We start from the raw sequence: 23,722 nt of genomic DNA on the forward strand, positions 1-23,722 counted from the left end.
TGTCCTTCCGGATTGCTGATTCGCAAGCGTCTGGAAATCAACGGGGCCTGGCAAGCTGGAACTTTGCGACAAAGCACGAATGAAATGATTCGTGCTGCGCCTCCGTTACCTCTTTGATTTTTGAATCGCGGTGTTGCGGCGCACAACACAGACTATTTATTTGGGTTTGAGGGCGCCAATCGAATTAATTTATCGTTAATGGAATTCGATAATTTTTTGTTTGAATTTGATTTAATTGAATTCTGGGTGGTGTTGTTTTTATTTTTTGATTGTTTCGATATTCAAATAATCGACGGCGAATATTGAGGCGATGATCGATGGTGGTGCCGGCGCGGCAGGCGAAGCGCATGGGCGTTCATAGGGGGGGCGATCGTTCGAGCGCGGGAGGAATCTCTGGCACGACGCGACTCGTGCCCGAACGGAAAGGCGCTACACTGCGCGGGTTCCCGGGCACACCGGGAGCGCCAGGGCGCCGGGCACACGGTTTGCCGACGCGCGACGATGGTTTCGCCCGCACCCCGGCTCATTCGAACAAATCACGAGAGCAAGAGAGGGCCCATGCTGACACGTCTTCGTATCGGACTCGATCGCGCGCGCGACCTGCGCGAAGCGGGACGACCGTCTCCCGTCCACCCACGGCCGCAGGCGAGCGAACTGGTCGACCTCAGCGCGCAGCGCGCGATGTGGCGTGTCGCCGTTCCGGGCCAGGCCGACTGCTACATGGCGGCGACGCCCGCCGAAACGGAGCGCTACGTCGTGCATCTCGACGCGCAGACGTTCTACGGCCTGTGGCTCGGCACGAGCCCGAGATTCCCGCAGCCGAACTCGCAGGACTGCGTGCCGCGCCGCGTCATGCCGCTCGACAGCAAGTACGCGTCGGCCGCCGCCGCGTTCCGGGCCGGCCGCCTCGAACCGGTGGCACTGCCGCCGGTCGGCTACTGGATCGAGGGAGGCGGGTACGAAGTCGCGATGAGCAATGGCATGACGCGCACCTTCTGGCTGCTCGCCAACCGCGTGCGGTCGTTTCCGGTCAGCGTCGACAACGCGACCTGGGCCACGATGCTGAACAACATGGCCGGTGTCGGCGTCGCGCCGATCGCGTACCGCGAACTGTTTTCCCGGCGCGCGTAGGTCGGTCGTCGCGATCCGGCCGCACCGGATCGCCCCGGTTTGACACGCCGCGTTCGCGGCCTTTAAAGTCGCATCGCGGGCCGGTGGGTCAAGCTCACGCCCGGAACAGGCAGCCGATGTTCCAGGACTACGGGGCTACCCCGTGGATCAGATCGACATCCCGATGCGTCGCAAGGAGCGCCGTTGCGCGTTGCGCAACGTGACTCCTCGCAATACCCGTCACGTTGGCTCATCGTCCCGCCCATCCTTTTCCATGTCTTCATCCCTGCGCGATACCACCCGCACGATTGCCGAGGCGATGCTGGCCGGTGCGCCCGAACGTGCCGGCGTCCTGTCCCGGATGGCGGCGGTACTCGGCGGCGCGCCGCCGTGGACTCACGAAGTCGCGGACGCCGCGCTCGTGCGCTTCGGCGCGCGCTGGGCCGATGTCGACATCGATGCGCTTGCGGCGCACCTCGCCGATGCGCCGCCTTTCGTGCTCGCGTGGTACGGCAGCGATCGGCCCGCCGCGATCCGCGTCGTGCGGCGGCCGCTCGTCCAGCTGCCGTTGCCGGCGCCGCTGGCCGGCTGCGACGTGCCGCAATGGGCGACGCCCGGCGATCTCGCCGACTGGCTCGGCGTGCGCGTGCCGGAACTCGACTGGCTGTCCGACCGTTGGCGCGTCGACGCGCGCAGCGGCGCCACGCCGTTGCATCACTACACGTACGTGGCGCACGACAAGCGCAGCGGCGGGTGCCGACTGGTCGAGATCCCGAAGGGCCGGCTGCGCGAAGCGCAGCGCCGCATCCTGCACGGGCTGCTCGACCGCATCGCGCCGCACGGAGCGGTGCACGGTTTTCGCAAGGGGCACGGGATCGTGTCGTTCGCGGCGCCGCATGCCGATCGCGATGTCGTCGTCCGTTTCGACCTCGCGGATTTCTTCGTATCGATACGCGCCGCGCGCATTCACGCGCTGTTCGTCACGCTCGGATACCCGGCCGAAGTCGCGCGCACGCTTACCGGGCTGTGCACCAACCGCGTGCCGTCCGCGCGGCTGCTCGCACCGGACCTGCGCGACCGGTTCGACTGGATCGGCCGCCAGCGCTATCGAGAACGGCATCTGCCGCAGGGGGCGCCGACGTCGCCGGCGCTGGCGAACCTGAGCGCCTTCCGGTTCGACATGCGGCTCGCCGCGCTCGCGCGTTCGCTCGATGCAACCTACACGCGTTACGCCGACGATCTCGCATTTTCCGGCGGCGGCGCGCTGGCGCGCGACGTCGAGCGGTTGCAGGTGCGCGTTGCCGCGATCGCGCTCGAGGAGGGCTTTGCGCTGCACCTGCGCAAGACGCGCGTGATGCGGCGCGGCATGCGCCAGCAACTCGCCGGCGTGGTCGTCAATCGTCATCCGAACCTGGCGCGCGATGAGTTCGATCTCCTGAAGGCCATCCTGACCAACTGCATCCGGAGCGGGCCGGCGGCGCAGAATCGCGATGCGCGTCCGGACTTCCGCGCGCATCTCGCCGGGCGCGTCGCGCATGCGGCCGCGCTGAACGCGGCGCGCGGCGCGAAGCTGCGCGCGCTGTTCGACAGGATCGCGTGGGACGCCTGCGACGTCGGTCTGTAAGCGGCCGAAAAGCGATCGACGAGCGGCCGAAAAGCGACCAAAAAGCGACCGGGTCCGGATCGACGCCGGCCGACGACTTCTGCATCGCGATGCCGCGCACTGCTATCATTCGCGCCATGCCGCGCCAGTGCCTGGTGCGGCGCCTACTTGCCGCAGTCGTTCGCCCGTGCCTTCGTATGCGGCGGGCTGCGCGTTGCCGGGCCGGTTCAGTCTGTCATCGATTGACGCGCGACGTCGTTTAGTGCGTATCGCGCAAGCCACGCCGGCTCAGGCAAACGATACATACATTTGACAGCACCCATCGGCGGAACTTCGTGGTAGGTTCCGCCATCGGAGCTTTTTGCGAAAACATGCCCAAAGAGGATGAATACATGACCCAGGCCCTGCAGGAACTCGAAGCACAACTTCGGGACCTGAATATCAAGCTGTCGGATGCGAAGCAGAAGGAGAAGCAGGCCGCGCTCGCGGCATTCAAGGAACAGGTCGAGCTTTTGGGAATTTCGCAGCAGGAAGTGCTGAGCGCGCTCGGTTATATCGTCCAGCGAAAACGCAAGGCGCCTGCCAAGTACTACGATCCGACGACCGGCCGCTCATGGTCGGGCCGCGGCCCGCGGCCGAAATGGCTCGAAGGCAAGGATCTCGACACGCTCGCCGTCGACCGCGAGGCCAAGACCTGGTGGCCCGGCGACGACCAGGGCTGAAGCCGGCCAGGCTGCCGGACCCTCCGGCGCCCTCCGGCTCGCGCAAGCGGGCCGGCCGGCAACCCGCTCCCCCTACGTAGTCGTTCATCCGGTGTCCGGCCTGGCCGCGACATCGCCGGCTTCACCGCCGACACCGGCCCGCCGTTTTTCTCTCCCGTTCATGACCCGCAGGTTGCCGCCATGCCGTCCCGCAGGCGGGTGCCGGCGCACGCGGAGCCTCGCCACTGGCCGACCTGCCGGCCCTTCGTTCGCGGGCACAGGCCTTAGAATGTCGCCGGACAATCGTGGCAGGACATCATGGCAGCAAACATGAAATCTCCGACGCTCGGCGGCCCGTCGGCCCCGCGCGTCGAGCAGGTCGGCGCATACGCGTGGAAAGCGCTGGCCGGATCGGCGATCGGCTATGCGATGGACGGCTTCGACCTGCTGATCCTCGGCTTCATGCTGCCGGCGATCACGGCGGCGCTGCACCTGACACCCGGGCAGGGCGGCGCGCTCGTCACCTGGACGCTGATCGGCGCCGTCGCGGGCGGCATCCTGTTCGGTGCGCTGAGCGACCGCTACGGGCGCGTGCGCGTGCTGACCTGGACGATCCTGCTGTTCGCGGTCTTCACCGGGCTGTGTGCGTTCGCACAGGGCTTCCGGGATCTGCTCGTCTACCGCACCATCGCGGGCATCGGGCTGGGCGGTGAGTTCGGGATCGGCATGGCGCTCGCGGCGGAAGCGTGGCCGGCCAGCAAACGCGCGCGCGTATCGTGCTACGTCGCGCTCGGCTGGCAGGCCGGCGTGCTGCTGGCCGCCCTGCTGACGCCGTTCCTGCTGCTGCACATCGGCTGGCGCGGGATGTTCCTGGTCGGCGTGCTGCCCGCACTGCTCGCGTGGGCGATGCGCAACAAGCTGCACGAGCCGGAGGCGTTCGTGCAGCGCGCGGCGCAGCCGAAGGCCAACGCGTTCCGCCTGCTCGTCGCGGACGGCCGCACCGCGCGCACGAGCCTCGGCATCGTGATCCTGTGTTCGGTCCAGAACTTCGGCTACTACGGGATCATGATCTGGCTGCCGACCTTCCTGTCGAAACAGATGGGTTTCTCGCTGACGAAGTCGGGGGTGTGGACGGCGGTGACGGTCGTCGGGATGATGATCGGCGTCTGGGTGTTCGGGCAGCTGGCCGACCGCATCGGGCGCAAGCCGACGTTCCTGCTGTACCAGCTCGGCGCGGTGGCGACGGTCATCGCGTATGCGCGGCTGTCGGACCCGACGGCGATGCTGTGGGCCGGCGCGCTGATGGGCATGTTCGTCAACGGGATGGTCGGTGGCTACGGGACGCTGATGTCGGAGGGTTATCCGACGGCCGCACGCGCAACCGCGCAGAACGTGCTGTGGAACATCGGCCGCGCGGTGGGCGGCTTCGGCCCGGTCGCGGTCGGCGCGCTTGCCGCGCACTATTCGTTCCAGACGGCCATCGCCATGCTCGCCGGCCTCTACGTGCTCGACATGGTCGCGACGCTGTTTCTGATTCCCGAGCTCAAGGGCGTCGAGCTCGAATGAGCGCGGCGATCGCGCGCAATCCAACCCCTTCTCCGGAAACCACGATGCAGCAGAAGAACAGGACGATCGGCGTGATGGGCTCGGGCAAGGAGCCGTGGCTCGCGTTTTCGGAGCCGCTCGGCGCATGGCTCGCGCGGGCCGGTTTCAACCTGCTGACGGGCGGCGGGCAGGGCGTGATGCTGGCGGTCGCGCGGGCGTTCGCCGGCGTGCCCGGGCGCGCCGGGCGATCGATCGGCATCCTGCCGACGCAGGCCGATCCGCTCGCGGGCTTCGTGCCGCTCGACGGCTATCCGCATCCGTTCGTCGACATCCCGATCCTCACGCCGCTGCCGCGCCGCGAGCCGGACGCCGAGCCGCACACGATCAACCGCAACTACGTGAACGTGCTGAGCAGCGACCTGATCGTCGCGCTGCCGGGCGGGCACGGCACGGCCGAGGAGATCGCGCTCGCGCGGCGCTGGCGCAAGCCGCTCGTCTGCTTCGGGCCGGAGGGGGCGTTTCGCGTGCTCGCGGCGGGCGCCACGTGCACGTCGTCGCTCGACGACGTGATCCGGTTCGTGGAAGACGCGTTTTCGGCGGAGCAGGTGTCGCGATAGCGCATCGAACGGCGTCGAGCGCATTCGTCTCGACGTCCGCTCGGCGCGGCCGGTTCCTGCTGTCGCCGGCCATGCGGCAGGTCGCGCGACGTCGCGTATGGGTCGAACGTCTGCCGCAACGACGCGAGCACGTGCGCGTCGGCGCCGTATGCGCCTCCGTCCGGACGGCCGCAGGTGCGGCACCGGATCGGGTCGCGTCGCGCGACGACGCTCATCGCCCCGTCTTCAACTGCGCCCACAGCCGGTTCTGCAGCCGGCGAATCTCGGGCGGCATCGGCTTGAGCAGCGTCATCCTGCTCAGCACCTCGTCGGCCGGATACACCGACGGGTCGCGTGCGATCGCGGGCTTCACATACTGGCGCGCGGCCTTGTTCGCGGTCGGATAGAACACCGCGTTGGTGATGCCGGCGTTGACCTTCGGATCCTGCAGGTAGTTGATCCACTTCAGCGCGGCGTCGCGGTTCGGCGCATCCTTCGGGATCACCATCATGTCGAACCACAGCAGCCCGCCTTCCTTCGGGTTCGCGAAGCGGATCTCGTACGGGCGCTTCGCTTCGGCGGCGCGGCGGTGCGCAATGCCGACGTCGCCCGAATAGCCGAACGACACGCACAGGTCGTTGTTCGCGAGATCGTTGATGTAGCCCGACGAGTTGAACTGCGTGATGTACGGGCGTACCTTCTTCAGCACCTCGTACGCCGCGCGGTAGTCGGCCGGGTTCGTGCTGTTCGGGTCCTTGCCCATGTATTGCAGCGTGGCCGCGAACACGTCGACCGCCTGGTCGAGGAACGATACGCCGCAGCTCTTGAGCTTCGCCATATTGGCCGGATCGAACACCAGCGCCCAGCTGTCGACCGGCGCCTTGTCGCCGAGCGCCTTCTTCACCGCCTGCACGTTGTAGCCGATGCCGTCGGTGCCGTAGGCCCATGGCACGCCGTACTGGTTGCCCGGATCGGCGTCGGCGACCATCTTCATCAGCAGCGGATCGAGGTTCGACAGGTTCGGCAGCTTCGACTTGTCGAGCGGCTGGTAGACGCTCGCCTGAATCTGCTTGGCCATGTAGTTCGACGTCGGCACGACGATGTCGTAGCCGGAATTCCCCGACATCAGTTTCGCCTGCAGCGTGTCGTCGCTGTCGTAGTTGTCGTAGCGGACGTGGAGGCCCGTCTGCTTCTGGAAGTTCGGGACCGTGTCCGGGGCGATGTAGTCGGACCAGTTGTAGATGTTCAGTTCACCGGCCGCGTGGGCGGTCGTGCCGGCGGACGCGGCGGCCGACAGGGAGGCGGCGGTTGCAATGCTGCGGGCAAGCGTGCGGATTCGCATGACGAAGTCTTCCATTTTCAGGGCGCGTGTCGATCCGCGATGCGCGGGCCGGTGCGCGACGGTTCATCGGATGAAGCGGGCGTGCGCGAGCACCGCTCGCGGTGAGCGAGCGTGGTGCGCGACGATCAGGAATCCGTTCGATTGCGGGCCGGCTCGCACGGAAACGAAGCGCGAGCGGATTCCGTCACCGGTCGGGCGACACGGCGGGCAGGTCGAACGGATACAGGAAAAGGGGTGAAGCGCTAAGGCAGCAGCGAGGCCACGTCGTCGGTATGGATCGCGACGTACGCACGCGCGGCGACGGCGTTGTGGCGGCGAACGGAGCGGCAGGACAGGATGGTGTAGATCGACAGATGCAGGCGAGGACTTTGCCAGCCGTCACGGTCGTCGGTGGACGCGATCGCGGCGCGCAGGTTTCGCGCATCGCCTCGTCTCCACCGCACCAGCGGGCCACGGAATCTCACGTTTACTCTCGACCGGGTTGTTGAAAGTATTGAACACCTGACGATTCGCCAGCGACTGCCATTTCAGGCCGCGGTCATCGAATTTGCCGCGATGCGTCATCGGTTTCGAGACGGGAACTGAAAGCTTGGCGGACCGCTGGATCGCCGAAAACATGACGCTTCCGTGAATCATCAGGGAAATCGCTGTAAGGATGTCTCGGGATTTTCCCTAGTGATTCGCAGGCCGATGCAGGCGTTCGGCGTGATCGCGATAACGGATGAACCGCGCACGCGACGCGGCTCGAGCGGTCATGACGCGCGTCAAGTGATGAGAATATTCGACGGCATGCAGCCCATCGACCTTCAGCCGCCGGATGGCCCGGGCCGGCTGAAGCGCTGCTCGACCACCTCCGTGCCCCATTGCGTGCCCGCGGATTCGCTCGTCAGCGTGAAGCCGAACGACTCGTACAGGTGGCGTGCCGAATCGAGGCCCTTGAACGTCCACAGGTAGGTTTCGCGAAACCGCTGCGCGTCGACGAAGCGCATCGCTTCCGTCATCAGGCGGCGCCCGATGCCGGAGCCGCGCAACGCATCGTTCACGATGAACCATCGCAGGTGCGCGACGCCCGTTGCCGGGTCGCCGTCGATCGCGAGCGACGCGAGCGTCCGTCCGTCTTCCTGGCACAGCCAGAGCGCCTTGCCGTCGGCCGGCAGCGCACCGGCGAACTCGGCCAGCTCGGTCGCCACCCGCTTTTCGAAAAAGGCGCCGAATCCCCAGTGTTCCGAATAGAAGCGCGCGTGAAGGCTCGCGATATCGCCGATGCAGCCCGGCTGGTAGCCTTCGCGGATCGATGGCGCATCGGGTGTCGCGGCGCTTGCCCTGGCGGCGTTGTCCTGCGCGAGCGCATCGGCATACAGCGCGAGCGAGCGCAGCAGCGCCTGTTGATCCGCCGGCACCATGCGGCGCAACGCATTCGACACCTGATCCGTCGCGAACGCGTCGATTCTTTTCTGGAGCTTCTTGCCGTCGGCGGTCAGGTACAGCTCGGTCGCGCGCGCATCGTCGCTCGACACGCGCCGTTCGACGATGCCGGCCGCCTCGAGCCGCGCGAGTTGCCGGCTCGTGTTCGATTTGTCCAGCCGCAGGATGTTGCCCAGATCGCGGGCGTTGATGCCGGGCGCCATCCCGATCTCGAGGATCGCGTGAACCGCCGAAGGCGCCCAGTCGCTGTCGGCCAGCGTCGCGCGCATGAAACCGAGCTCGCGAACCAGTTTGCGGGAGAAGTCGCGAAGCTCGAGGATGGTTGCTTCGCGAGGCTTGGCGGGAGCGTCGATGAGGTCCATGGTCAGTCCGGAACGGTTGCGGATCGCAATCAATAATAGTTGCGGGTCGCAACTTGATCAAGGCGGATTTTCATCGGGACGCGTCGTGCCGAGCGGTGCTTGCGGGGCCGGCGTCGGCGCGGATCACGGGGACGGATGGGCGGGCGGTGAGTGGTATTGGCGCGGATGGCGGAGTGCCGGGCACCGGACGCATACTCGGTGCATCCGGACGCCCCGCCATGCGAGCGCGGATGTCGGCCGGTCATCGATCCGCGGCGGCGGACAACGGAGCCCACCATGAACAATCTGAAGCCGATGACGATTGCGTTGCTTGCCGGGTGCGGGATCGGTGCCGGTACCGTTCACGCGGCCGGCAGCATGGATGCGCCGCCCTGCAGCGCGGCGCATGCGGCGGATCAGGGCGGGATCGCCGCGATGCCGGGCACGTCGGTGCGCAGCTTTTCGACCGCCGGTTGCTCGGGCGCGGTGCTGCAAGGCGACCGGGCCACCGCGACGGTCAACGGCGACCGGATCGAGCTGCGGGACGGCATCGTCTACGTGAACGGCCGTTCGTACGGCGCCGTCACACCGGCGCAGACGGTCGAATACGAAGCCGCGCACGACCGGCGTACGTTGAAGGTCGACGGGAAACCCCGCACGCCGGTGCGCTGAGTCCGCGCCCGGGCCCGCGGCAACCGCGTCGCGCCTAGTCGACCAGCGTCAGCCGGCCGTCGCTGAGTTGCACCTCGCGCCCGATCCACGCCGCGTCGACGCGCGGCAGCACGGCCGACGGCTTGCGCAGTTCGCGCAGCAGCGTCGCGCCGTGCGACAGCCGGCCGCCCATGCGCGCGATCACCGCGCGTGCGGCCTGGTACTGCGCGTGCCGGCCCGGGTCGAGCGTGTCTTCGAGCAGGATGTCGCGGCCGAGCACGCCTTGCGTGTGGCCCGGATAGATCATGAAGCCGGCCGCCTCGTCGGTGCCTTCGCTGCCGTCCTGCCAGAAGCTGCCGTTGCGTTCGCGGCGATCGGGATAGGGCGCGAACCATGCGTCGCGGTCGGCGGCCGGCATCGCGTGATGCAGGCGGAAGAACACGCGCATCAGGTTGTCGCGATACCACTCGCGCACCTGCAGATACCAGCCGCGCATGCCGGGCGCGCCGAGCGCGTGGAGCACGCGGACGGGCAGCGGCCAGTCGGGAAACGCCTGCAACGGCAGATCGGCGGGCGCGGGCCGTGCGGTGCCCGGATCGGTTTCCCACGGCAGGCGATGCGGGCTGTTCTCGAGCCGGCCATACGCGGTCGGCGGACGGCCCCAGAGCGCGCCGCCGCTGCTGGCCAGCGATGACGCGATGCACAGGTTGCCCTGCACGACGAACACGTAGAAGCGCGTGAACCAGTCGGCCAGCTGCCGGCCGTCGGCGCGTTGCTCGACGAGCGTCGCGAGTTCCCGGTCGAAGCGCTGCAGGCCGCGTTCGAGCGTCGGCAGATGCCCGCGTGCGGCGCGCAGCATGCGCCAGAACACCGGCAGCGAACGCAGCAGCCGCAGCGGGCGCCAGCGCAGCGGCGGGGTCGCGCCGCCGATCTCGCCGCTGTAGTTGCCGGCCGATACGCCCCAGTCGGCGAGACGGGCGAGGAACAGGTCGTTGTTGATGTACGACGCGCCGCCATAGAGCGCGGTGAATGGTTCGTTATCCTGCAATACGCGCGCATCCCAGCGCGCCATGATGGCCGGGATGCTGCCGGCCGCGCGCCGTTGGGCGTACTCGACCAGCCGGCTGGGCTGCGGCGGCAGGATCTCGGCGATGTTCGCGGCGGTCAGGTGCCGGTGCCAGCCGTAGCTGCTGATCGGGCGGTATTGCAGCAGCCACAGCTGCGTGCCGTCCCACGCCCATTCGACATCGCCCGGCACGTAGTGGAACGCGCGCAGCACGCGTTGCAGGAAGGTCCACAGTTGCGTCGCGTCCAGGCCATGCGCGCCCGGGAACGTGCCGCGTTGCCAGGGCTCGCCGAGCCGCGACAGGATCGCGCGTTGCGGGCTCGCCTGGCCGTCGGCGAGCGATTCGAGGTGGCCTTCCACCCATTCGACTTCGACCGCGAGATGCCGCACGAACGCGATGCCCGACAGCACGGGCGTGATGAAGCGCTGTACGACCGTTTCCTCGAGGCCGCCGTCGAGCAGCTCGGCCGCGCGCGCGGCGGCCTGCGAGGCCGGTACGCGCAGGAACGTGGTGTGCAGGCCCGCGTTGGCCGCATCGGCCTGGTCTTCGCCATGGCTCGACGAGCGGATCGCCCACTCGGCGTCGGGCTGGCTCGCGAGAAAGCCGGGCAGGCGCGGATCGTCGGCGCGGGTCAGCGACAGCGCGGGCGGCACGGGCAGGCCGGCCATCGTCGCCAGCGCCAGGCGCCCGCCCTTGGTGTGCGCGACGAAGCCGGCGTCGCCCGCTTCGAGCCACTGCGCGAACGCAGCCGGTGCGTCGATCCACGGATAGTGTCCCCAGCCGGCCTGCAGCGTGACGGTGAGCTCGGCGCGCGCGAGGATGGCCGACCATGCGGCGGCCTGGCGCACGCCGAGCACGGCGTCCTGGTCGCCCCACACGAGTTCGATGCGATCGGTGACCCACTCGAGCAGCGGCAGCGCGGTATCCGCGCGCACGAGATCCCAGTGCGGCAGGAACGCGCGGCAGCGCGCGTAGCCGGCGCCCATGCGGCGGTACTGCGCGCGTGTCCAGGTCAGGTTCGAGAACTTGCGGGCGAACAGCGCCGGGTAGTGCGCGAGCAGCCAGTGAATGGTTTTGCGCAGCGGCTTCGGCGCCATCAGTTTCGGCAGGCGCCGTTCCCACAGAAATGCACCGACGGGCGCGAGCAGCACGCTGCGGCCGAAGTGGCCGGGGCGCCGTTGCAACGCATGCAGCACCAGCAGCGCATTCACGCCGACCGCCATGATCGCGTGGCCCGGTTCGGTCGCGTCCAGCAGCGCTTGCGCATACGCGGCGAGATCTTCGCAGGGCGGCGCGGGATTGTCGCCGAAGCCCGGCAGTTCCAGCGGTACGGGCCGGTAACGGCGGAAGTGGGGCAGCGTGTCGTCCCACCAGTCGGCCGCGCTGCCGTTGCCGGCGAGGAGGTACAGGATCGGTTTGCTCATGGAGGCTTCGTCGGCGGTCGATCGTCGCGGTGGCGCGCGCCCGGTTGGGGCGGCGCGGCCCGCGGATGCCGCTGCGCATGTTCGTGTCGTCTTGTTCGCGTTGCGCCGGTGCGAGTGGAATGGAAGCGTGGCCCCGCTCGGCTTGATGGTTGCGCGCATTCTACTTGAGTCGACCCGGACGATAACCGCCATCTCGAACGCGACTTCATGCAGACGCAGGTGATGCATGACGTGTGCGGGAATGGCCGATGCCGTCAATGAATCCGGCTCGTGGCCGGTCGGCGCGAAGGCTTGTGCGGCGGGCCTTTCAACCGGGCGTCCATGGCGCGTTACGCGTCGGATTCGGCGCCGGCGCGCGGCGGGTGCCCGGTCCAGCGTCGATACGCATGGCGGAAGCTGCGCGGCTCGCTGTAGCCGAGACGTTCCGCAATGGCCGCGACCGTCAGCTCCGGATCGTCGAGCATCCGCACCGCCTCGTCGCGGCGCACGTCGTCGAGCAGCGACTGGAACGTGAGGCCGTCCTTGTCGAGCCGACGGCGCAGCGTGCGCTCCGTCAGGTGCAGCGCGTTCGCGAGCGACGTTATCGACTTGAAACGCGTGAGGTCGCGCGCCATCAGCTCCTTCGCGCGATCGGCGAAACGCGTGCCGACCGACGCGGCCCACTGCCGTTCGAGCGCCTCGCACTGGCCGTGCAGCGCATTGAAGCTGACTTCGTTCGCGAGCAGCGGCATCTCGGTGCCGTTCACGGACGTGAACACGAGCCGGTTGTCACCGGCATTGAACGCGACCCTGCAGCCGAAGTGGCGCGTGTAGTCGGCCGCGTTGCGTGGCGTGCGGCGCGCGAGCTGTACCTGCGCGGGCCAGACCGGCTTGCCGACGAGGTCGGACACGATCAGGCGCAGGCTCGACAGGCACATGTCGATCTGGAACACCTCGAGATCGGGCTCGCCGTTGTAGCGGCTGATGGTCACGCTCATGCCGTCCGCATGCGCATCGATACGCACGTCGAAATACAGGCCCATGAACAGCGGAAACTGGCTCATGCACCGGAATGCCTGCATGACGGAACCGCTGATCAGCATCGCGTAGCCGGCGAGGCCGAGTGTCGATACGTGCAGCCGCGCGCCGATCGACAGCCCGATCGACGGCACGCCGCTGCGCTGCAGCAGGTTGCGGAAGCAGCGCTGCTCCTGGCCGCGATTCACGTGCAGGTTCGGCGACGCGACTTCGTCCGCGCCGAGCCCCGTGCCTTCGAGCAGCGCGGCACCGTCGATGTGCCGCACGCGGCACTCGTCCAGCGCGACCGCGATCGCGTGGACGGTGGCGGGAATGTCCTCCTGGCGTCCGGCCGGGCGCGCGAGGCCGAGCGACGAACGCAGGCTGCGCTCGGCCCGGCTCTGGTTTCGATGAGAGCGGGTGTCCATGGTGCTGACGGGGCGACTGGGTCGCGTAGAACATAGCCGGAATGTCCGCAAAACGCCAGTGCGGCACAGCACCATGCATGACACGCCGGCGCGATACGCGGCCGGGTGTCCGGAAATATCCCCCGATTACGTCCGCATTTCTCATTCGTGGCGGAATTTTTGGCGCACCACACTTTCTTCCAGTCGTGCGCCGCCGGCCGTGCCGGGCGCACGAGTGTTGAAGCCGTGAACGCCACCTACGTGAGGACAGCATGGACAACGACAGCCCCGGTCGATACGCATCGGCCGCCGCGACGCAGGACTTCGCAGCGCACGCGTTTCGCAGCGACGCGGACGACCGCCGCAAGCCGCACCTGCTTGGCCTCGCGACGCTGGTGATCTTCGGCCTCGCGTACATGCTGCCGATGACGGTGTTCACGACCTACGGGCTCGTCACGAGCGAGACGAACGGGCACCTGACGGCCGCGTATGCGGTCACGCTGGTCGCGATGCTGTTCACCGCGCGCAGCTATGGCCACATGGCGCGGCTGATGCCGAGCGCCGGGTCCGCCTATACGTTCGCGAGCCGCAATTTCGGCACGTCGGCCGGCTTCATGGTCGGCTGGGCGTTGCTGATGGACTACCTGTTCATCCCGATGATCAGCTACCTCGCGATCGGCATCTACATGAAGCAGATTTTTCCGATGGTGCCGGCCAGCGTGTGGATCGTCGGGAGCATCGCGCTGATCACCGGGCTGAACATCGTCGGCATCCGGCTCGTCAATCGCGTGAACCTGATCCTCATCGCGAGCCAGCTCGTGTTCATTGCGATCTTCGTCATCGCATCGGCGCGGGTCGCGGCAGGCGAGGGGCTGTCGATGGCCGTCGCGTTGCCGTCGTCGGGCGATGCGCGCGCGATCTTCGCCGGGTCCGCGATCCTGTGCCTGTCGTTCCTCGGCTTCGACGCGGTCACCACACTGTCGGAGGAAACGCGCGAGCCGAAGCGCACGGTGCCGCGCGCGATCCTGCTCTGCACGCTGGCGAGCGGCGTGCTGTTCATGCTGATCGCGTATGTCGGGCAGGTGGTGTTTCCCGACTGGCACGCATTCAAGGATCTCGATTCGGCCAGCCTCGAGCTGATGCGGCGCATCGGCGGCGGCACGTTGTCGGCGTTCTTCGTCGCCGTGTACGTGGCCGGCTGTTTCGCGAGCGCGATGGCCGGGCAGGCGAGCGTGACGCGCGTGCTGTTCGCGATGGGCCGCGACCGGGTGCTGCCCGAACGCGTATTCGGCCACCTGCATGCGCGGCTGCGCACGCCGGTTCGCGCGACGCTCGCGGTCGGCGTCGTGTCGCTGTCCGCGCTGTTCGTCACGCTCGATCTCGCGTCGACGATGATCAGCTTCGGCGCGCTCGTCGCGTTCGCGATCGTCAACCTGTGCGTGATGCGCAGTTATCTGTGCCGCGCCGAGCATCGCCGCTTCGCGGGCTGGATCACGTTCGGCGTGATGCCGGCGCTCGGCTTCGCGATGAACGTGTGGCTCTGGTCGGGGCTGTCGCGCCAGACGTTCTACGTCGGCATCGGCTGGCTCGTGCTCGGGCTCTGCCAGCTCGCATGGCTGACGCGCGGTTTCACGCGCCCCGCGCCGACGCTGTCGATGAACTGAATGACCGGGCGCGCCGCGCCGGACCTGAAACCCTGAAGGAGGAGTGAACCATGAACGCTGTTGACGTCAATCTCGATGCGGACCTGCAGGCGCTCGGCAAGCGCCACCTGCTGATGCATTTCACGCACGCCGATGCGTATCGCGACCATGCGCTGACCGTGTTCGACCGCGGCGAAGGCTGCTGGCTCGTCGACCGCCACGGCAAGCGCTACTTCGATGCGCTGGCCGGGCTGTACTGCGTGCAGGTCGGCTACAGCCACGGCGCGGAAATCGGCGACGCGATCCGCGAGCAGATGGTGCGGCTGCCGTTCGCGACCAACTGGGGTGTCGGCCACGAGCCGGCGATCACGCTCGCGCACAAGCTCGCGACGCTCGCGCCGGACGGGCTGAACCGCGTGTTCTTCACGTCGAGCGGCTCGGAGTCGAACGAAGCGGCGATCAAGCTGGTGCGCCAGTATCACCAGTCGCGCGGCGAGCCGCAGCGGCGCAAGTTCATCGCGCGGCGCGTCGCGTATCACGGCACGTCGTTCGGCGCGCTCGCGCTGAACGGGATGACGAACTTCCGCAAGCATTTCGAGCCGCTGATGTCGGGCGTGCGCCACGTGGGCAACACGAAACGCTACGGCCGCCCGGCGGGCGAGACGGAAGCGCAGTTCACGCGCCATCTGCTCGACGAGATCGAGTCGCTGATCGTGCAGGAAGGCCCGGATACCGTCGCCGCGATCGTCGTCGAGCCGCTGCAGAACGCGGGCGGCAGCCTGACGCCGCCGGCCGGCTACACGGCCGGGCTGCGCGACATCTGCGACCGGCACGGCGTGCTGCTCGTCGCCGACGAAGTGATCTGCGGGTTCGGCCGGCTCGGCGAATATTTCGGCTCCGCGCGCTACGGGCTGAAGCCGGACATCATCACGTTCGCGAAAGGCATCGCGTCGGGCTACGTGCCGCTCGGCGGCGTGATCGCGAGCGACGCGGTCGTCGAAACGATCCTCGACGGCCCGCAGCAGATGTTCCTGCACGGTGCGACATACGGCGGCCATCCGGTCGCGTGCACGGCCGCGCTCGCGAACCTCGCGATCATGGAGCGCGAAGGCGTGCTCGAGAACGTCCGATGCAACGAAGCGGTGTTCCGCCAGACCCTCGACGGCCTGCTCGAACTGCCGTGCGTCGGCGACGTGCGCGGCGACGGCTACCACTACTCGCTCGAACTCGTGACCGACAAGGCCGCGCGCCGCTGGGCGGCAGGCATCAGCGCGCAGGCGTTCGTGTCGACGCTGCTCGCGCCCGCGATCTTCGACGCGGGGCTGCTGTGCCGCGCGGGCGTCGATCACGAAGGCACGCCGATCGCGCAGTTCTCGCCGCCGCTCGTGATGTCGCGCGACGAAATCGTGTGGTTCGTCGCGCAGATCCGCGACATTCTCGTCGACACCTTCGCGCGCGCGACGCGCTGAGCGCGACACCGGCATCCGTCACAACAGGAGCATTCGATGCGAACGTCACAACAGTCCTATATCGACGGCCAGTGGCTCGACCCGGCCGATGCGAAGGCGATCGACGTGATCGACCCGAGCACGGCGCGGCCGTATGCGCAGCTCAGGGTCGGCGGCGCGGCCGACGTCGACCGTGCGGTGGGCGCGGCCCGGCAGGCCTTCGACACGTATTCGCGCTGGCCGGTGAGCGAGCGCGTCGCGCTGCTGCGGCGCGTGCTCGAGATCTACCAGCGTCGCTACGAGGAGGTCGCGCGGACGATCAGCCAGGAGATGGGCGCACCGATCGCATTCGCGCGTGCGATGCAGGCGGCGGTCGGCACCGCGCACCTCGAGCAGACGATCCGCGCGCTGCAGTCGTTCCGCTTCAGCACGCAGACCGATTCGCTGCTGGTGTCGCACGAGCCGATCGGCGTGTGCGCGCTGATCACGCCATGGAACTGGCCGATCAACCAGATCGTGTGCAAGGTCGCGCCGGCGCTCGCGGCCGGCTGCACGATGGTGCTCAAGCCGAGCGAGATCGCGCCGTTCAGCGCGATCCTGTTCGCGGAGATCCTGCACGAAGCCGGCGTGCCGCCGGGCGTGTTCAACCTCGTGCACGGTTACGGGCACGAAGTGGGCGACGCGCTGTCGCGGCATCCGGACGTCGACATGGTGTCGTTCACCGGTTCGACGCGCGCGGGTGTCGAGGTCGCGAAGGCGGCCGCCGATACCGTGAAGCGCGTGCACCAGGAACTCGGCAGCAAGAGCCCGAACCTGATCCTGCCCGATGCCGACATCGAGGATGCGGTCACGCGCGGTGCGCGCAGTTGCTTCAGCAACAGCGGGCAGTCGTGCAACGCGCCGACGCGGATGTTCGTGCATGTCGACCACCTTGCCGCAGCCGAGGCCGCGGCGCGCAACGAGGCGGCGCGCACCGTCGTCGGCGATCCGCGTTCGACGGAAACGGATATCGGGCCGGTCGTCAGCCGCACGCAGTTCGACCGCATCCAGCAGCTGATCCAGTGCGGGATCGACGAAGGCGCGACGCTCGTCGCCGGTGGCACCGGTCGGCCCGACGGGCTCGGAGACGGCTTCTACGTGAAGCCGACGGTGTTCTCGAACGTCACGCCCGGCATGACGATCGCGCGCGAGGAAATCTTCGGGCCGGTGCTGTCGATCCTGACCTACCGCACCGAGGACGAGGCGATCGCGCTCGCGAACGATTCGGTCTACGGGCTTGCGGCATACGTGCAGACGAAGGACCCGGCACGTGCGCGCCGGGTCGCGGCACGGCTGCGGGTCGGCAACGTGCACATCAACTATCCGGCGTGGAATCCGGCCGCGCCGTTCGGCGGCTACAAGCGTTCGGGCAACGGCCGCGAGTATGCGGAGTTCGGCCTCGTCGAATATCTGGAGACGAAGGGCACGACGGGGTACACGGAAGGCGGCGTGCGCTGACGATCCCGATCGCCCGGGTACACCACGAGACGAATACGTTCCGGCCGGTGCCGACGCCGCTCGCGGCGTTCGGCCGCAACGGTGCGCAACGGCGCGTCATCGGCATTCGCGGCGCGGTAGGGGTATTCAGGCCGCCGCGAAGCAGTCGGCCTTGAATCGACCGCGCCGGCCGACGCTCAGTCCTCTTCGGGATCCGTTGCGGCCGCATCGGGTCCCGCAATGTGAGCGGCGGCCCGCCTGCGGATTTCGGAGTCGAGGATCAGACGCCCGCGCAGCTTGCCTTTCATCCGCTTCACATGCTTGGGCGCGTCGGTCATGTGCTCGACCATCAGCGCACGCACGCGCTCGGCATCGCGCTCGCGAGCGGCCTGCAGGATCGCCTTGTGGATCGACACGTTCGCTTCGCCGAAGCGCTTGTGCTCGACGAGCGGCGTATCGTTCCGGAACTCGATCAACTGCCGGATCATCTCGTTGATCAGCTCGCAGCTGAATCGCAGGAACGGGTTCGGGTTCGCGGCTGCGAGGATGTCGTGGAACGTCGTGTCCTCCTGCCGCTGGCGCAGCATGTGGCCGCGGTCGTGCATACCCGAGCCGCCATCACAACACGCGATGTTCGCCTCGAGCGCCGCGAAGTCGCGCTCGGTCAGGTGCGGCACGGCGCCCGCCGCCAGCTCGGGTTCGAGCAGTTGGCGCACCGTATAGATGTCGTCGATCGTCACGTCCTTGAAGAACAGGTAGTTCTGCAGCAGCTGCAGCGTGCGGTCGAGCGGCACCTCGACGACCATCCCGCCGCCCGTCGGCCCCGTCGTGACCTTGATGAGCCCCTGCACCTCGAGCGACTTCAGCGCCTCGCGGATCGTGCTCTTGCTCACCGCATAGAGCTGCTGCAGCTCGGCTTCACGCGGGAGGCGGTCGCCCGGCTTCAGGTCCTTCTCGGTGATCAGCCGCTTGATCTCCTCGGCGACGAGGTCGGCCCGCTTCGGCTGCTTGATTTCGACTGCGAGGCCCGCCCTGGCTCGGTCCATGACCATCTTCACGACTCCTTTGTCTGACTGCGCGCCGCGTCATCGTCGACGATCCGTTCCGGCGCGAGTACGGAATTTTGCCTGATTGACACTAATTTTGATCAACTCTAGCATCAGGTTCATTCTATTTATCATGATAAATAGGATCAACCGGCGGCGCGCATCCTGCAGGGCGTGGGCACGGTTTGGCAGTCGGTCGCATCGCGTGTGTCCCCCTTTATCAGGAGCGTCAACTTGAATCGCCGAGAACTGTTGAAACTGGCCGCGCTGTCGGCCGTGCCGGGTGCGCTCGGCAGCATGTCGTCCCGTGCCGCGTTCGCGCAGGGTTCGCCCATCCAGCTGGCGTGCCCGGTGCCGATGTCGGGGCCGTTCGCCGCCAACGGCAAGTACGCCGATCTCGGCATGCAGCTCGTCGTCAAGCAGTACGGCAAGGTCCTCGGGATGCCGCTGGCCTATACGGCGCTCGACACCGAGGGCAAGCCCGCGACCGCTGTGCGGCGTGTGCAGGAGATCGCGCAGCAGAAGGGCGTGCGCTTCTTCGCGGGCGGCATCCTGTCGTCCGAATCGCTGGCGATGGGCAAGGAAGTCCAGAAGGCGGACGGCGTGTTCATCACGACGGCCGGCGCGGACGAAATCACCGGCAAGGATTGCAATGCCGCGACGTTCCGCTGGTCGGTGCCGACCTTCGGCGCGATCGAGCAGACGGTGCGCCCGTTGATCCAGATGCTGCCGAAGGCGAAGCGTTGGTACACGATCACGCCGCAATACGTGTTCGGCGACGGCCTGCTGTCGGCCGCGAAAGCGATCTTCAAGGAGAAGGGCATCGAGCATGTCGGCAACAGCTACCACTCGCTCGCAGAGAAGGAATTCAGCGGCTACCTGACGAACGCGGTGGCCGCGCAGCCGGACGTGCTGCTGATCCTGAACTTCGGCTCGCAATCGTCGGATACGTTGCGCCAGGCCGTCAGCTTCGGGATGAAGCGCAACTGCACGATCCTGCTCGCGTGGGCGTCGGGCCTCGAACAGTTCGAGGCGCTCGGGCCCGACATCTGCGACGGCGTGTATTTCGGCGCGCAGTACTGGCACGGCATCGATTCGCCGCTGAACCGCGATCTGGTGAAGCGCACGAACGCCGCGTTCAAGGCGAACCCTAACTACAGCCTCGCGGGGTCGTACATCTGCTCGAAGATCTTGGTCGACGCGATGTTGAAGGCCGGCAGTGCCGATCCGAAGAAGGTCGTTGCGGCGATGGAGGGCATGAAGTACGACGGCCTCACGGGCCCGGAGGAAATCCGCAAGGGCGACCACCAGGTGCTGAAGAACTATTACCTGCTGAAGGGCAAGCCGAAGGGCCGGATGAAGAGCGCGGACGACTATGCCGACATCGTCAGCTCGGGCCAGTCGTTCCTGCCGATCGACAAGACGGGCTGCAAGCTCGCGTGACGCTATGCATGCGTCCGCGGCCGTCGTGCGCCGCGGACGTCCATTTCCTTCCTTTCTGACACGGAAGCCATGAACGTCTATCTGCTGCAGATCGTCAACGGCATCGGCGTGGGCATGTTGTATTTCCTGCTCGCCGTCGGCCTGTCGATCGTGTTCGGCCTGCTGCGCTTCGTGAATTTCGCTCACGGCGCGTTCTACCTGCTCGGCGCGTATCTCTGCTACCAGGCGCTGCAATGGTCGGCGAATTTCTGGGTCGCGCTCGCGGTCGTGCCGCTCGTCGTCGGCGCGTTCGCGTGGATCGTCGAGAAGCTCGTGCTGCGTCACGTGTATGCGCAACAGCACGAATTCCACATCCTCGCGACCGTCGGGCTCGCGCTCGTGCTGCAGGAGTGCGCGATCCTCGCATGGGGCCCGCTCGGCGACAACGTGCCGCCGCCCGACGCGCTGAACGGCGTCGTGATCTGGGGCGGCTTCGTCTACCCGAAATACCGGCTGTTCGTGATCGGGTTCACGGCCGTGCTCGCCGCATTGCTGTGGTGGGTGCTCGAAGGCACGCGGCTCGGCAGTACGGTGCGCGCGGGCAGCGAATCGACGGAGATGGTATCGCTGCTCGGCATCAACGTGACGCGCGTGTTCAGTCTCGTGTTCGCGCTCGGCGCGGCGACGGCGGCACTCGCGGGCGTGCTCGCCGCGCCGATTCGCGGCGTCGATCCGTTCATGGGCATCGAGGCGCTCGGCGTCGCGTTCGTCGTGGTCGTGGTCGGCGGGATGGGGAATTTTCTCGGAGCGCTCGTGGGCGGGTTGCTGGTCGGTATCGTGCAGAGCCTGATGAGCACGCTGTGGCCGGAAGGCGCACGGCTGATGATCTATGTCGCGATGGCGGCCGTGCTGCTGTTGCGTCCGAACGGGTTGCTGGGGAGGGCCGCATGATCGAATCGTCGAAACCGCTGCCGTCGGGAGCGGCAGTCTCGCAGCGCGTGCCTGCATGGCGCTCTGCGTTGCAACGCCCGGAGGGCTGGCTCGCGGTGGCCGTCGTGTGCATGCTGCCGGTCGCGCTGAGCTCGGGCTCGCTCGCGACCGAAGTGCTGGTGTTCGCGCTCGCCGCGCTCGGCTGCAACCTGCTGCTGGGCTATACGGGGCTGTTGTCATTCGGGCAGGGCATCTTCTTCGGGCTCGGCAGCTACGCGGCGGGGCTGGTGCTGACGCACGGCGTCGCATCGGTGACCGCTGCGCTCGCTGCAGCCACCGTGCTCGGAGCCGTCGCGGCGGCGCTCGTCGGCTGGTTCTCGATCCGGCAGCGTGGCACCTACTTCGTGATGCTGACGCTCGCGTTCGGGCAGCTGTTCTACTTTCTCGCCTACACGACGCCGGACGTCACGGGCGGCGACAACGGGCTGCTCGACATCCCGCGTCCCGCGCTCGCCGCGTTCGGGCATCCGCTCGTTTCACTCGATTCGCCGTGGCGCTACTACGGCTTCGTCGCGGTGCTGTTTGTCGCGGTGTTCTGGCTGCTGTTGCGCGTGTCGCGCTCCGTGTTCGGCCGCACGCTGCTCGCGATCCGCGACAACGAGGCGCGCGCGGCGGCGGCCGGCTACGACGTGAAGCGCTTCAAGCTTGCGGCGTTCGTGCTTTCGGGGGCGGTCACGGGTTTCGCGGGTGCGCTGCACGCGTTGATGACGGGCATCGCGCCGCTGTCGAACATCGACTATCACACGAGCGAGATGATCCTCGTGATGACGGTGATCGGCGGCACGGGCAACCTGTTCGCGTCGGTGCTCGGCGCGGCATTCTACGTGCTGTTCGCGGACTGGCTGTCGACGCTGTGGCCGCGCTGGCTGCTGCTGCTCGGCCTCGTGCTGATCGCGGTCAGCCTGTTCATGCAGCGCGGGTTGTGGGGATTGGGTGAACGCGTCGTGGCGTCGCTGCGGCGCGGCGGACGCACGGAGCAGACGACCGAGGAGCGGCAATGAGCGAAGCGATTCTCGAAGCGCGCGGCATCGTCAAGCGCTACGGCAAGTTCACGGCGCTGGGCGGCGTCGATCTGCGGATCATGCCGCGCACCGTGCATTCGGTGATCGGGCCGAACGGTGCGGGCAAGACCACGTTGTTCCATACGCTGACGGGCACATTGCCGATCACGTCGGGCTCGATCCTGTTCGACGGTCACGACGTGTCGCGCGAACCCGATCACAAGCGCGTGCGGCGCGGCATCGCGCGCTCGTTCCAGGTGACGAGCCTGTTTCCGAACCTGAGCGTGCGCGAGAACCTGCGCGTTGCCGCGCAGGGCGTCGAATCGCGGCGCGCGCTGAATCCGTGGACGCCGCCGCGCGGTGCGCTTGCGCACGACGGCATTGTCGACGACGTGCTCGAGCGGCTCGGCCTGCAGCGCTTCGCCGATACGGCGGCCGGCGTGCTGTCGCACGGCCAGCAGCGCCGGCTCGAGGTCGGGATGGCGCTGGCGGCGCGACCGCGCGCGATCTTTCTCGACGAGCCGACGTCGGGCATGGGGATCGACGATCTCGACGACATGAAGGCGCTGATCCGCGGCCTGCGCGACGACTACACGGTCGTGCTGATCGAACACAACATGGGCATCGTGATGGACATCTCGGACACGATTACGGTGATGCAGCAGGGCCGCGTGCTGGTCGAAGGCAAACCCGACGCGATTCGCGGCGACGAGCGCGTGCGCAGCGCGTATCTCGGCAACATGATCACGGGAGGCCGCGCATGATGCTCGACGTGAAGGAGGTTCATGCGTACTACGGCAAGAGTCACGTGCTGCAGGGCATTTCGCTGAACGTGAACGAAGGCGAGACGGTGACGCTGCTGGGGCGCAACGGTGCGGGCAAGTCGACGACGCTCAAGACCATCGCCGGTGTCGTGGCACCAACCGGTGGCACGGTGACGTTCGTGGGCCGTTCGCTGTCCGGGCAGCCCGCACACCGGATCGCCACGCGCGGGCTGTGCTTCGTGCCCGAGCATCGCGGGATTTTCCGGCTGCTGTCGGTCGAGGAAAACCTGCTGCTCGGCGCGCGCCGGGATTCGCCGTGGCAGCTCGACGACATCTACCGGATCTTTCCGCGCCTGAAGGAGCGCCGCCGCAACGGCGGTGCGCAGCTGTCGGGCGGCGAGCAGCAGATGCTCGCGATCGGCCGCGCGCTGATGAACCACCCGCGGCTGCTGATGCTCGACGAGCCGGTCGAGGGGCTCGCGCCGGTGATCGTCGAGGAGATCGTCGCGCAGTTGAAGCAGATCAAGGCGGCCGGCGTCGCGATCCTGCTCGTCGAACAGAACCTCGAAGTGTGCACGCAGCTCGCGGACCGCCACTTCGTGATCGAACAGGGCGTGATCGTCTATGAAGGCAGCAACGCGGCGTTCGCGGCCGATCACGAGGTGAAGGACCGTTACCTGGGCGTCGGCGTCGCGTAAGCGTCGCGCTCTTTCATTGCGAGGAA

20 protein-coding genes are annotated in these 23,722 nt (G+C 67.6%); 14 read left to right on the forward strand and 6 right to left on the reverse strand.

Annotation, left to right across the window (positions count from 1 at the left end; all coding sequences use genetic code 11):
• Nucleotides 1–558: 558 nt before the first annotated feature.
• From APZ15_RS33690 to APZ15_RS33710, 5 genes are all read left to right on the forward strand, one after another.
• Nucleotides 559–1,131, forward strand: coding sequence for a plasmid fertility inhibition factor family protein (locus tag APZ15_RS33690; protein ID WP_027792134.1), 573 nt, complete (start codon nucleotides 559–561; stop codon nucleotides 1,129–1,131).
• 253 nt (nucleotides 1,132–1,384) lie between these two features.
• Nucleotides 1,385–2,734, forward strand: a complete 1,350-nt coding sequence (locus APZ15_RS33695) for a reverse transcriptase family protein (protein ID WP_027792133.1) — start codon at nucleotides 1,385–1,387, stop codon at nucleotides 2,732–2,734.
• 371 nt (nucleotides 2,735–3,105) lie between these two features.
• Nucleotides 3,106–3,435, forward strand: a complete 330-nt coding sequence (locus APZ15_RS33700) for an H-NS histone family protein (RefSeq protein WP_027792132.1) — start codon at nucleotides 3,106–3,108, stop codon at nucleotides 3,433–3,435.
• Nucleotides 3,436–3,732: 297 nt separating this feature from the next.
• Nucleotides 3,733–4,980: an MFS transporter gene (locus tag APZ15_RS33705; RefSeq protein WP_027792131.1), complete on the forward strand. Its 1,248-nt coding sequence runs from the start codon at nucleotides 3,733–3,735 to the stop codon at nucleotides 4,978–4,980.
• A complete protein-coding gene (locus tag APZ15_RS33710; protein WP_027792130.1) occupies nucleotides 4,977–5,576 on the forward strand; it encodes an SLOG cluster 4 domain-containing protein in 600 nt (199 codons plus the stop codon). Before APZ15_RS33705 ends, APZ15_RS33710 begins: the two co-directional genes overlap by 4 nt.
• 211 nt (nucleotides 5,577–5,787) lie before the next feature.
• Here the strand turns inward: APZ15_RS33710 and APZ15_RS33715 are convergent, their stop codons facing one another.
• From APZ15_RS33715 to APZ15_RS33725, 3 genes are all read right to left on the reverse strand, one after another.
• Nucleotides 5,788–6,897, reverse strand: a complete 1,110-nt coding sequence (locus tag APZ15_RS33715) for a polyamine ABC transporter substrate-binding protein (RefSeq protein WP_027792129.1) — start codon at nucleotides 6,895–6,897, stop codon at nucleotides 5,788–5,790.
• A gap of 242 nt (nucleotides 6,898–7,139) precedes the next feature.
• Nucleotides 7,140–7,361, reverse strand: coding sequence for a hypothetical protein (locus APZ15_RS41920; protein ID WP_049096502.1), 222 nt, complete (start codon nucleotides 7,359–7,361; stop codon nucleotides 7,140–7,142).
• A gap of 342 nt (nucleotides 7,362–7,703) precedes the next feature.
• Nucleotides 7,704–8,684 carry a bifunctional helix-turn-helix transcriptional regulator/GNAT family N-acetyltransferase gene (locus APZ15_RS33725; protein WP_027792127.1) on the reverse strand — a complete coding sequence of 327 codons (981 nt, stop codon included), beginning with the start codon at nucleotides 8,682–8,684 and terminating at the stop codon, nucleotides 7,704–7,706.
• A 276-nt stretch (nucleotides 8,685–8,960) separates the two neighbouring features.
• On the opposite strand from APZ15_RS33725, the gene APZ15_RS33730 reads away from it, so the two are divergent.
• A complete protein-coding gene (locus APZ15_RS33730) occupies nucleotides 8,961–9,335 on the forward strand; it encodes a S26 family signal peptidase (RefSeq protein WP_027792126.1) in 375 nt (124 codons plus the stop codon).
• A gap of 34 nt (nucleotides 9,336–9,369) precedes the next feature.
• Here APZ15_RS33730 and APZ15_RS33735 read toward each other — a convergent pair whose 3' ends face one another.
• Both APZ15_RS33735 and APZ15_RS33740 read right to left on the reverse strand, forming a co-directional pair.
• Nucleotides 9,370–11,805, reverse strand: a complete 2,436-nt coding sequence (locus APZ15_RS33735; protein ID WP_027792125.1) for a PEP-utilizing enzyme — start codon at nucleotides 11,803–11,805, stop codon at nucleotides 9,370–9,372.
• Between the two features lie 329 nt (nucleotides 11,806–12,134).
• Nucleotides 12,135–13,229, reverse strand: a complete 1,095-nt coding sequence (locus APZ15_RS33740; RefSeq protein WP_027792124.1) for an AraC family transcriptional regulator — start codon at nucleotides 13,227–13,229, stop codon at nucleotides 12,135–12,137.
• Nucleotides 13,230–13,480: 251 nt separating this feature from the next.
• Between APZ15_RS33740 and APZ15_RS33745 the strand changes: the two genes are divergently transcribed.
• The 3 genes from APZ15_RS33745 to APZ15_RS33755 are packed head-to-tail and all read left to right on the forward strand — an operon-like array spanning nucleotide 13,481 to nucleotide 17,796.
• Nucleotides 13,481–14,872: an APC family permease gene (locus tag APZ15_RS33745; protein WP_027792123.1), complete on the forward strand. Its 1,392-nt coding sequence runs from the start codon at nucleotides 13,481–13,483 to the stop codon at nucleotides 14,870–14,872.
• Between the two features lie 50 nt (nucleotides 14,873–14,922).
• Complete coding sequence (locus APZ15_RS33750; RefSeq protein ID WP_027792122.1) at nucleotides 14,923–16,320, forward strand: aspartate aminotransferase family protein; 1,398 nt, start codon at nucleotides 14,923–14,925, stop codon at nucleotides 16,318–16,320.
• Between the two features lie 36 nt (nucleotides 16,321–16,356).
• Nucleotides 16,357–17,796, forward strand: coding sequence for an aldehyde dehydrogenase family protein (locus tag APZ15_RS33755; protein ID WP_027792121.1), 1,440 nt, complete (start codon nucleotides 16,357–16,359; stop codon nucleotides 17,794–17,796).
• 176 nt (nucleotides 17,797–17,972) lie between these two features.
• On the opposite strand, the gene APZ15_RS33760 is transcribed toward APZ15_RS33755, so the two are convergent.
• Nucleotides 17,973–18,827: a FadR/GntR family transcriptional regulator gene (locus APZ15_RS33760; protein ID WP_027792120.1), complete on the reverse strand. Its 855-nt coding sequence runs from the start codon at nucleotides 18,825–18,827 to the stop codon at nucleotides 17,973–17,975.
• Nucleotides 18,828–19,055: 228 nt separating this feature from the next.
• On the opposite strand from APZ15_RS33760, the gene APZ15_RS33765 reads away from it, so the two are divergent.
• From APZ15_RS33765 to APZ15_RS33785, 5 genes are all read left to right on the forward strand, one after another.
• Nucleotides 19,056–20,264 (forward strand): ABC transporter substrate-binding protein, encoded by a 1,209-nt coding sequence (locus APZ15_RS33765; RefSeq protein WP_027792119.1) that lies wholly within the window; start codon nucleotides 19,056–19,058, stop codon nucleotides 20,262–20,264.
• Between the two features lie 69 nt (nucleotides 20,265–20,333).
• Nucleotides 20,334–21,194: a branched-chain amino acid ABC transporter permease gene (locus tag APZ15_RS33770; protein ID WP_027792118.1), complete on the forward strand. Its 861-nt coding sequence runs from the start codon at nucleotides 20,334–20,336 to the stop codon at nucleotides 21,192–21,194.
• Complete coding sequence (locus tag APZ15_RS33775; protein ID WP_027792117.1) at nucleotides 21,191–22,234, forward strand: branched-chain amino acid ABC transporter permease; 1,044 nt, start codon at nucleotides 21,191–21,193, stop codon at nucleotides 22,232–22,234. The genes APZ15_RS33770 and APZ15_RS33775 overlap by 4 nt, the downstream gene beginning before the upstream one ends.
• The gene (locus APZ15_RS33780; protein WP_027792116.1) at nucleotides 22,231–22,998 is read left to right on the forward strand and encodes an ABC transporter ATP-binding protein; all 768 of its coding nucleotides are present in this window, start codon (nucleotides 22,231–22,233) and stop codon (nucleotides 22,996–22,998) included. The genes APZ15_RS33775 and APZ15_RS33780 overlap by 4 nt, the downstream gene beginning before the upstream one ends.
• Nucleotides 22,995–23,696, forward strand: a complete 702-nt coding sequence (locus APZ15_RS33785; protein WP_027792115.1) for an ABC transporter ATP-binding protein — start codon at nucleotides 22,995–22,997, stop codon at nucleotides 23,694–23,696. The genes APZ15_RS33780 and APZ15_RS33785 overlap by 4 nt, the downstream gene beginning before the upstream one ends.
• The last annotated feature ends 26 nt before the right edge of the window (nucleotides 23,697–23,722 follow it).

The sequence above is a fragment of the Burkholderia cepacia ATCC 25416 genome, from assembly GCF_001411495.1.
Classification (GTDB): domain Bacteria; phylum Pseudomonadota; class Gammaproteobacteria; order Burkholderiales; family Burkholderiaceae; genus Burkholderia; species Burkholderia cepacia.

Excerpts from the sequence above, each read along its gene's own strand:
- APZ15_RS33690 (WP_027792134.1), top strand. The coding sequence starts at position 559 with ATGCTGACACGTCTTCGTATCGGACTCGATCGCGCGCGCGACCTGCGC.
- APZ15_RS33695 (WP_027792133.1), top strand. The coding sequence starts at position 1,385 with ATGTCTTCATCCCTGCGCGATACCACCCGCACGATTGCCGAGGCGATG.
- APZ15_RS33700 (WP_027792132.1), top strand. The coding sequence starts at position 3,106 with ATGACCCAGGCCCTGCAGGAACTCGAAGCACAACTTCGGGACCTGAAT.
- APZ15_RS33705 (WP_027792131.1), top strand. The coding sequence starts at position 3,733 with ATGGCAGCAAACATGAAATCTCCGACGCTCGGCGGCCCGTCGGCCCCG.
- APZ15_RS33710 (WP_027792130.1), top strand. The coding sequence starts at position 4,977 with ATGAGCGCGGCGATCGCGCGCAATCCAACCCCTTCTCCGGAAACCACG.
- APZ15_RS33715 (WP_027792129.1), bottom strand. The coding sequence starts at position 6,897 with ATGCGAATCCGCACGCTTGCCCGCAGCATTGCAACCGCCGCCTCCCTG.
- APZ15_RS33725 (WP_027792127.1), bottom strand. The coding sequence starts at position 8,684 with ATGGACCTCATCGACGCTCCCGCCAAGCCTCGCGAAGCAACCATCCTC.
- APZ15_RS33730 (WP_027792126.1), top strand. The coding sequence starts at position 8,961 with ATGAACAATCTGAAGCCGATGACGATTGCGTTGCTTGCCGGGTGCGGG.
- APZ15_RS33735 (WP_027792125.1), bottom strand. The coding sequence starts at position 11,805 with ATGAGCAAACCGATCCTGTACCTCCTCGCCGGCAACGGCAGCGCGGCC.
- APZ15_RS33740 (WP_027792124.1), bottom strand. The coding sequence starts at position 13,229 with ATGGACACCCGCTCTCATCGAAACCAGAGCCGGGCCGAGCGCAGCCTG.
- APZ15_RS33745 (WP_027792123.1), top strand. The coding sequence starts at position 13,481 with ATGGACAACGACAGCCCCGGTCGATACGCATCGGCCGCCGCGACGCAG.
- APZ15_RS33750 (WP_027792122.1), top strand. The coding sequence starts at position 14,923 with ATGAACGCTGTTGACGTCAATCTCGATGCGGACCTGCAGGCGCTCGGC.
- APZ15_RS33755 (WP_027792121.1), top strand. The coding sequence starts at position 16,357 with ATGCGAACGTCACAACAGTCCTATATCGACGGCCAGTGGCTCGACCCG.
- APZ15_RS33760 (WP_027792120.1), bottom strand. The coding sequence starts at position 18,827 with ATGGTCATGGACCGAGCCAGGGCGGGCCTCGCAGTCGAAATCAAGCAG.
- APZ15_RS33770 (WP_027792118.1), top strand. The coding sequence starts at position 20,334 with ATGAACGTCTATCTGCTGCAGATCGTCAACGGCATCGGCGTGGGCATG.
- APZ15_RS33775 (WP_027792117.1), top strand. The coding sequence starts at position 21,191 with ATGATCGAATCGTCGAAACCGCTGCCGTCGGGAGCGGCAGTCTCGCAG.
- APZ15_RS33780 (WP_027792116.1), top strand. The coding sequence starts at position 22,231 with ATGAGCGAAGCGATTCTCGAAGCGCGCGGCATCGTCAAGCGCTACGGC.
- APZ15_RS33785 (WP_027792115.1), top strand. The coding sequence starts at position 22,995 with ATGATGCTCGACGTGAAGGAGGTTCATGCGTACTACGGCAAGAGTCAC.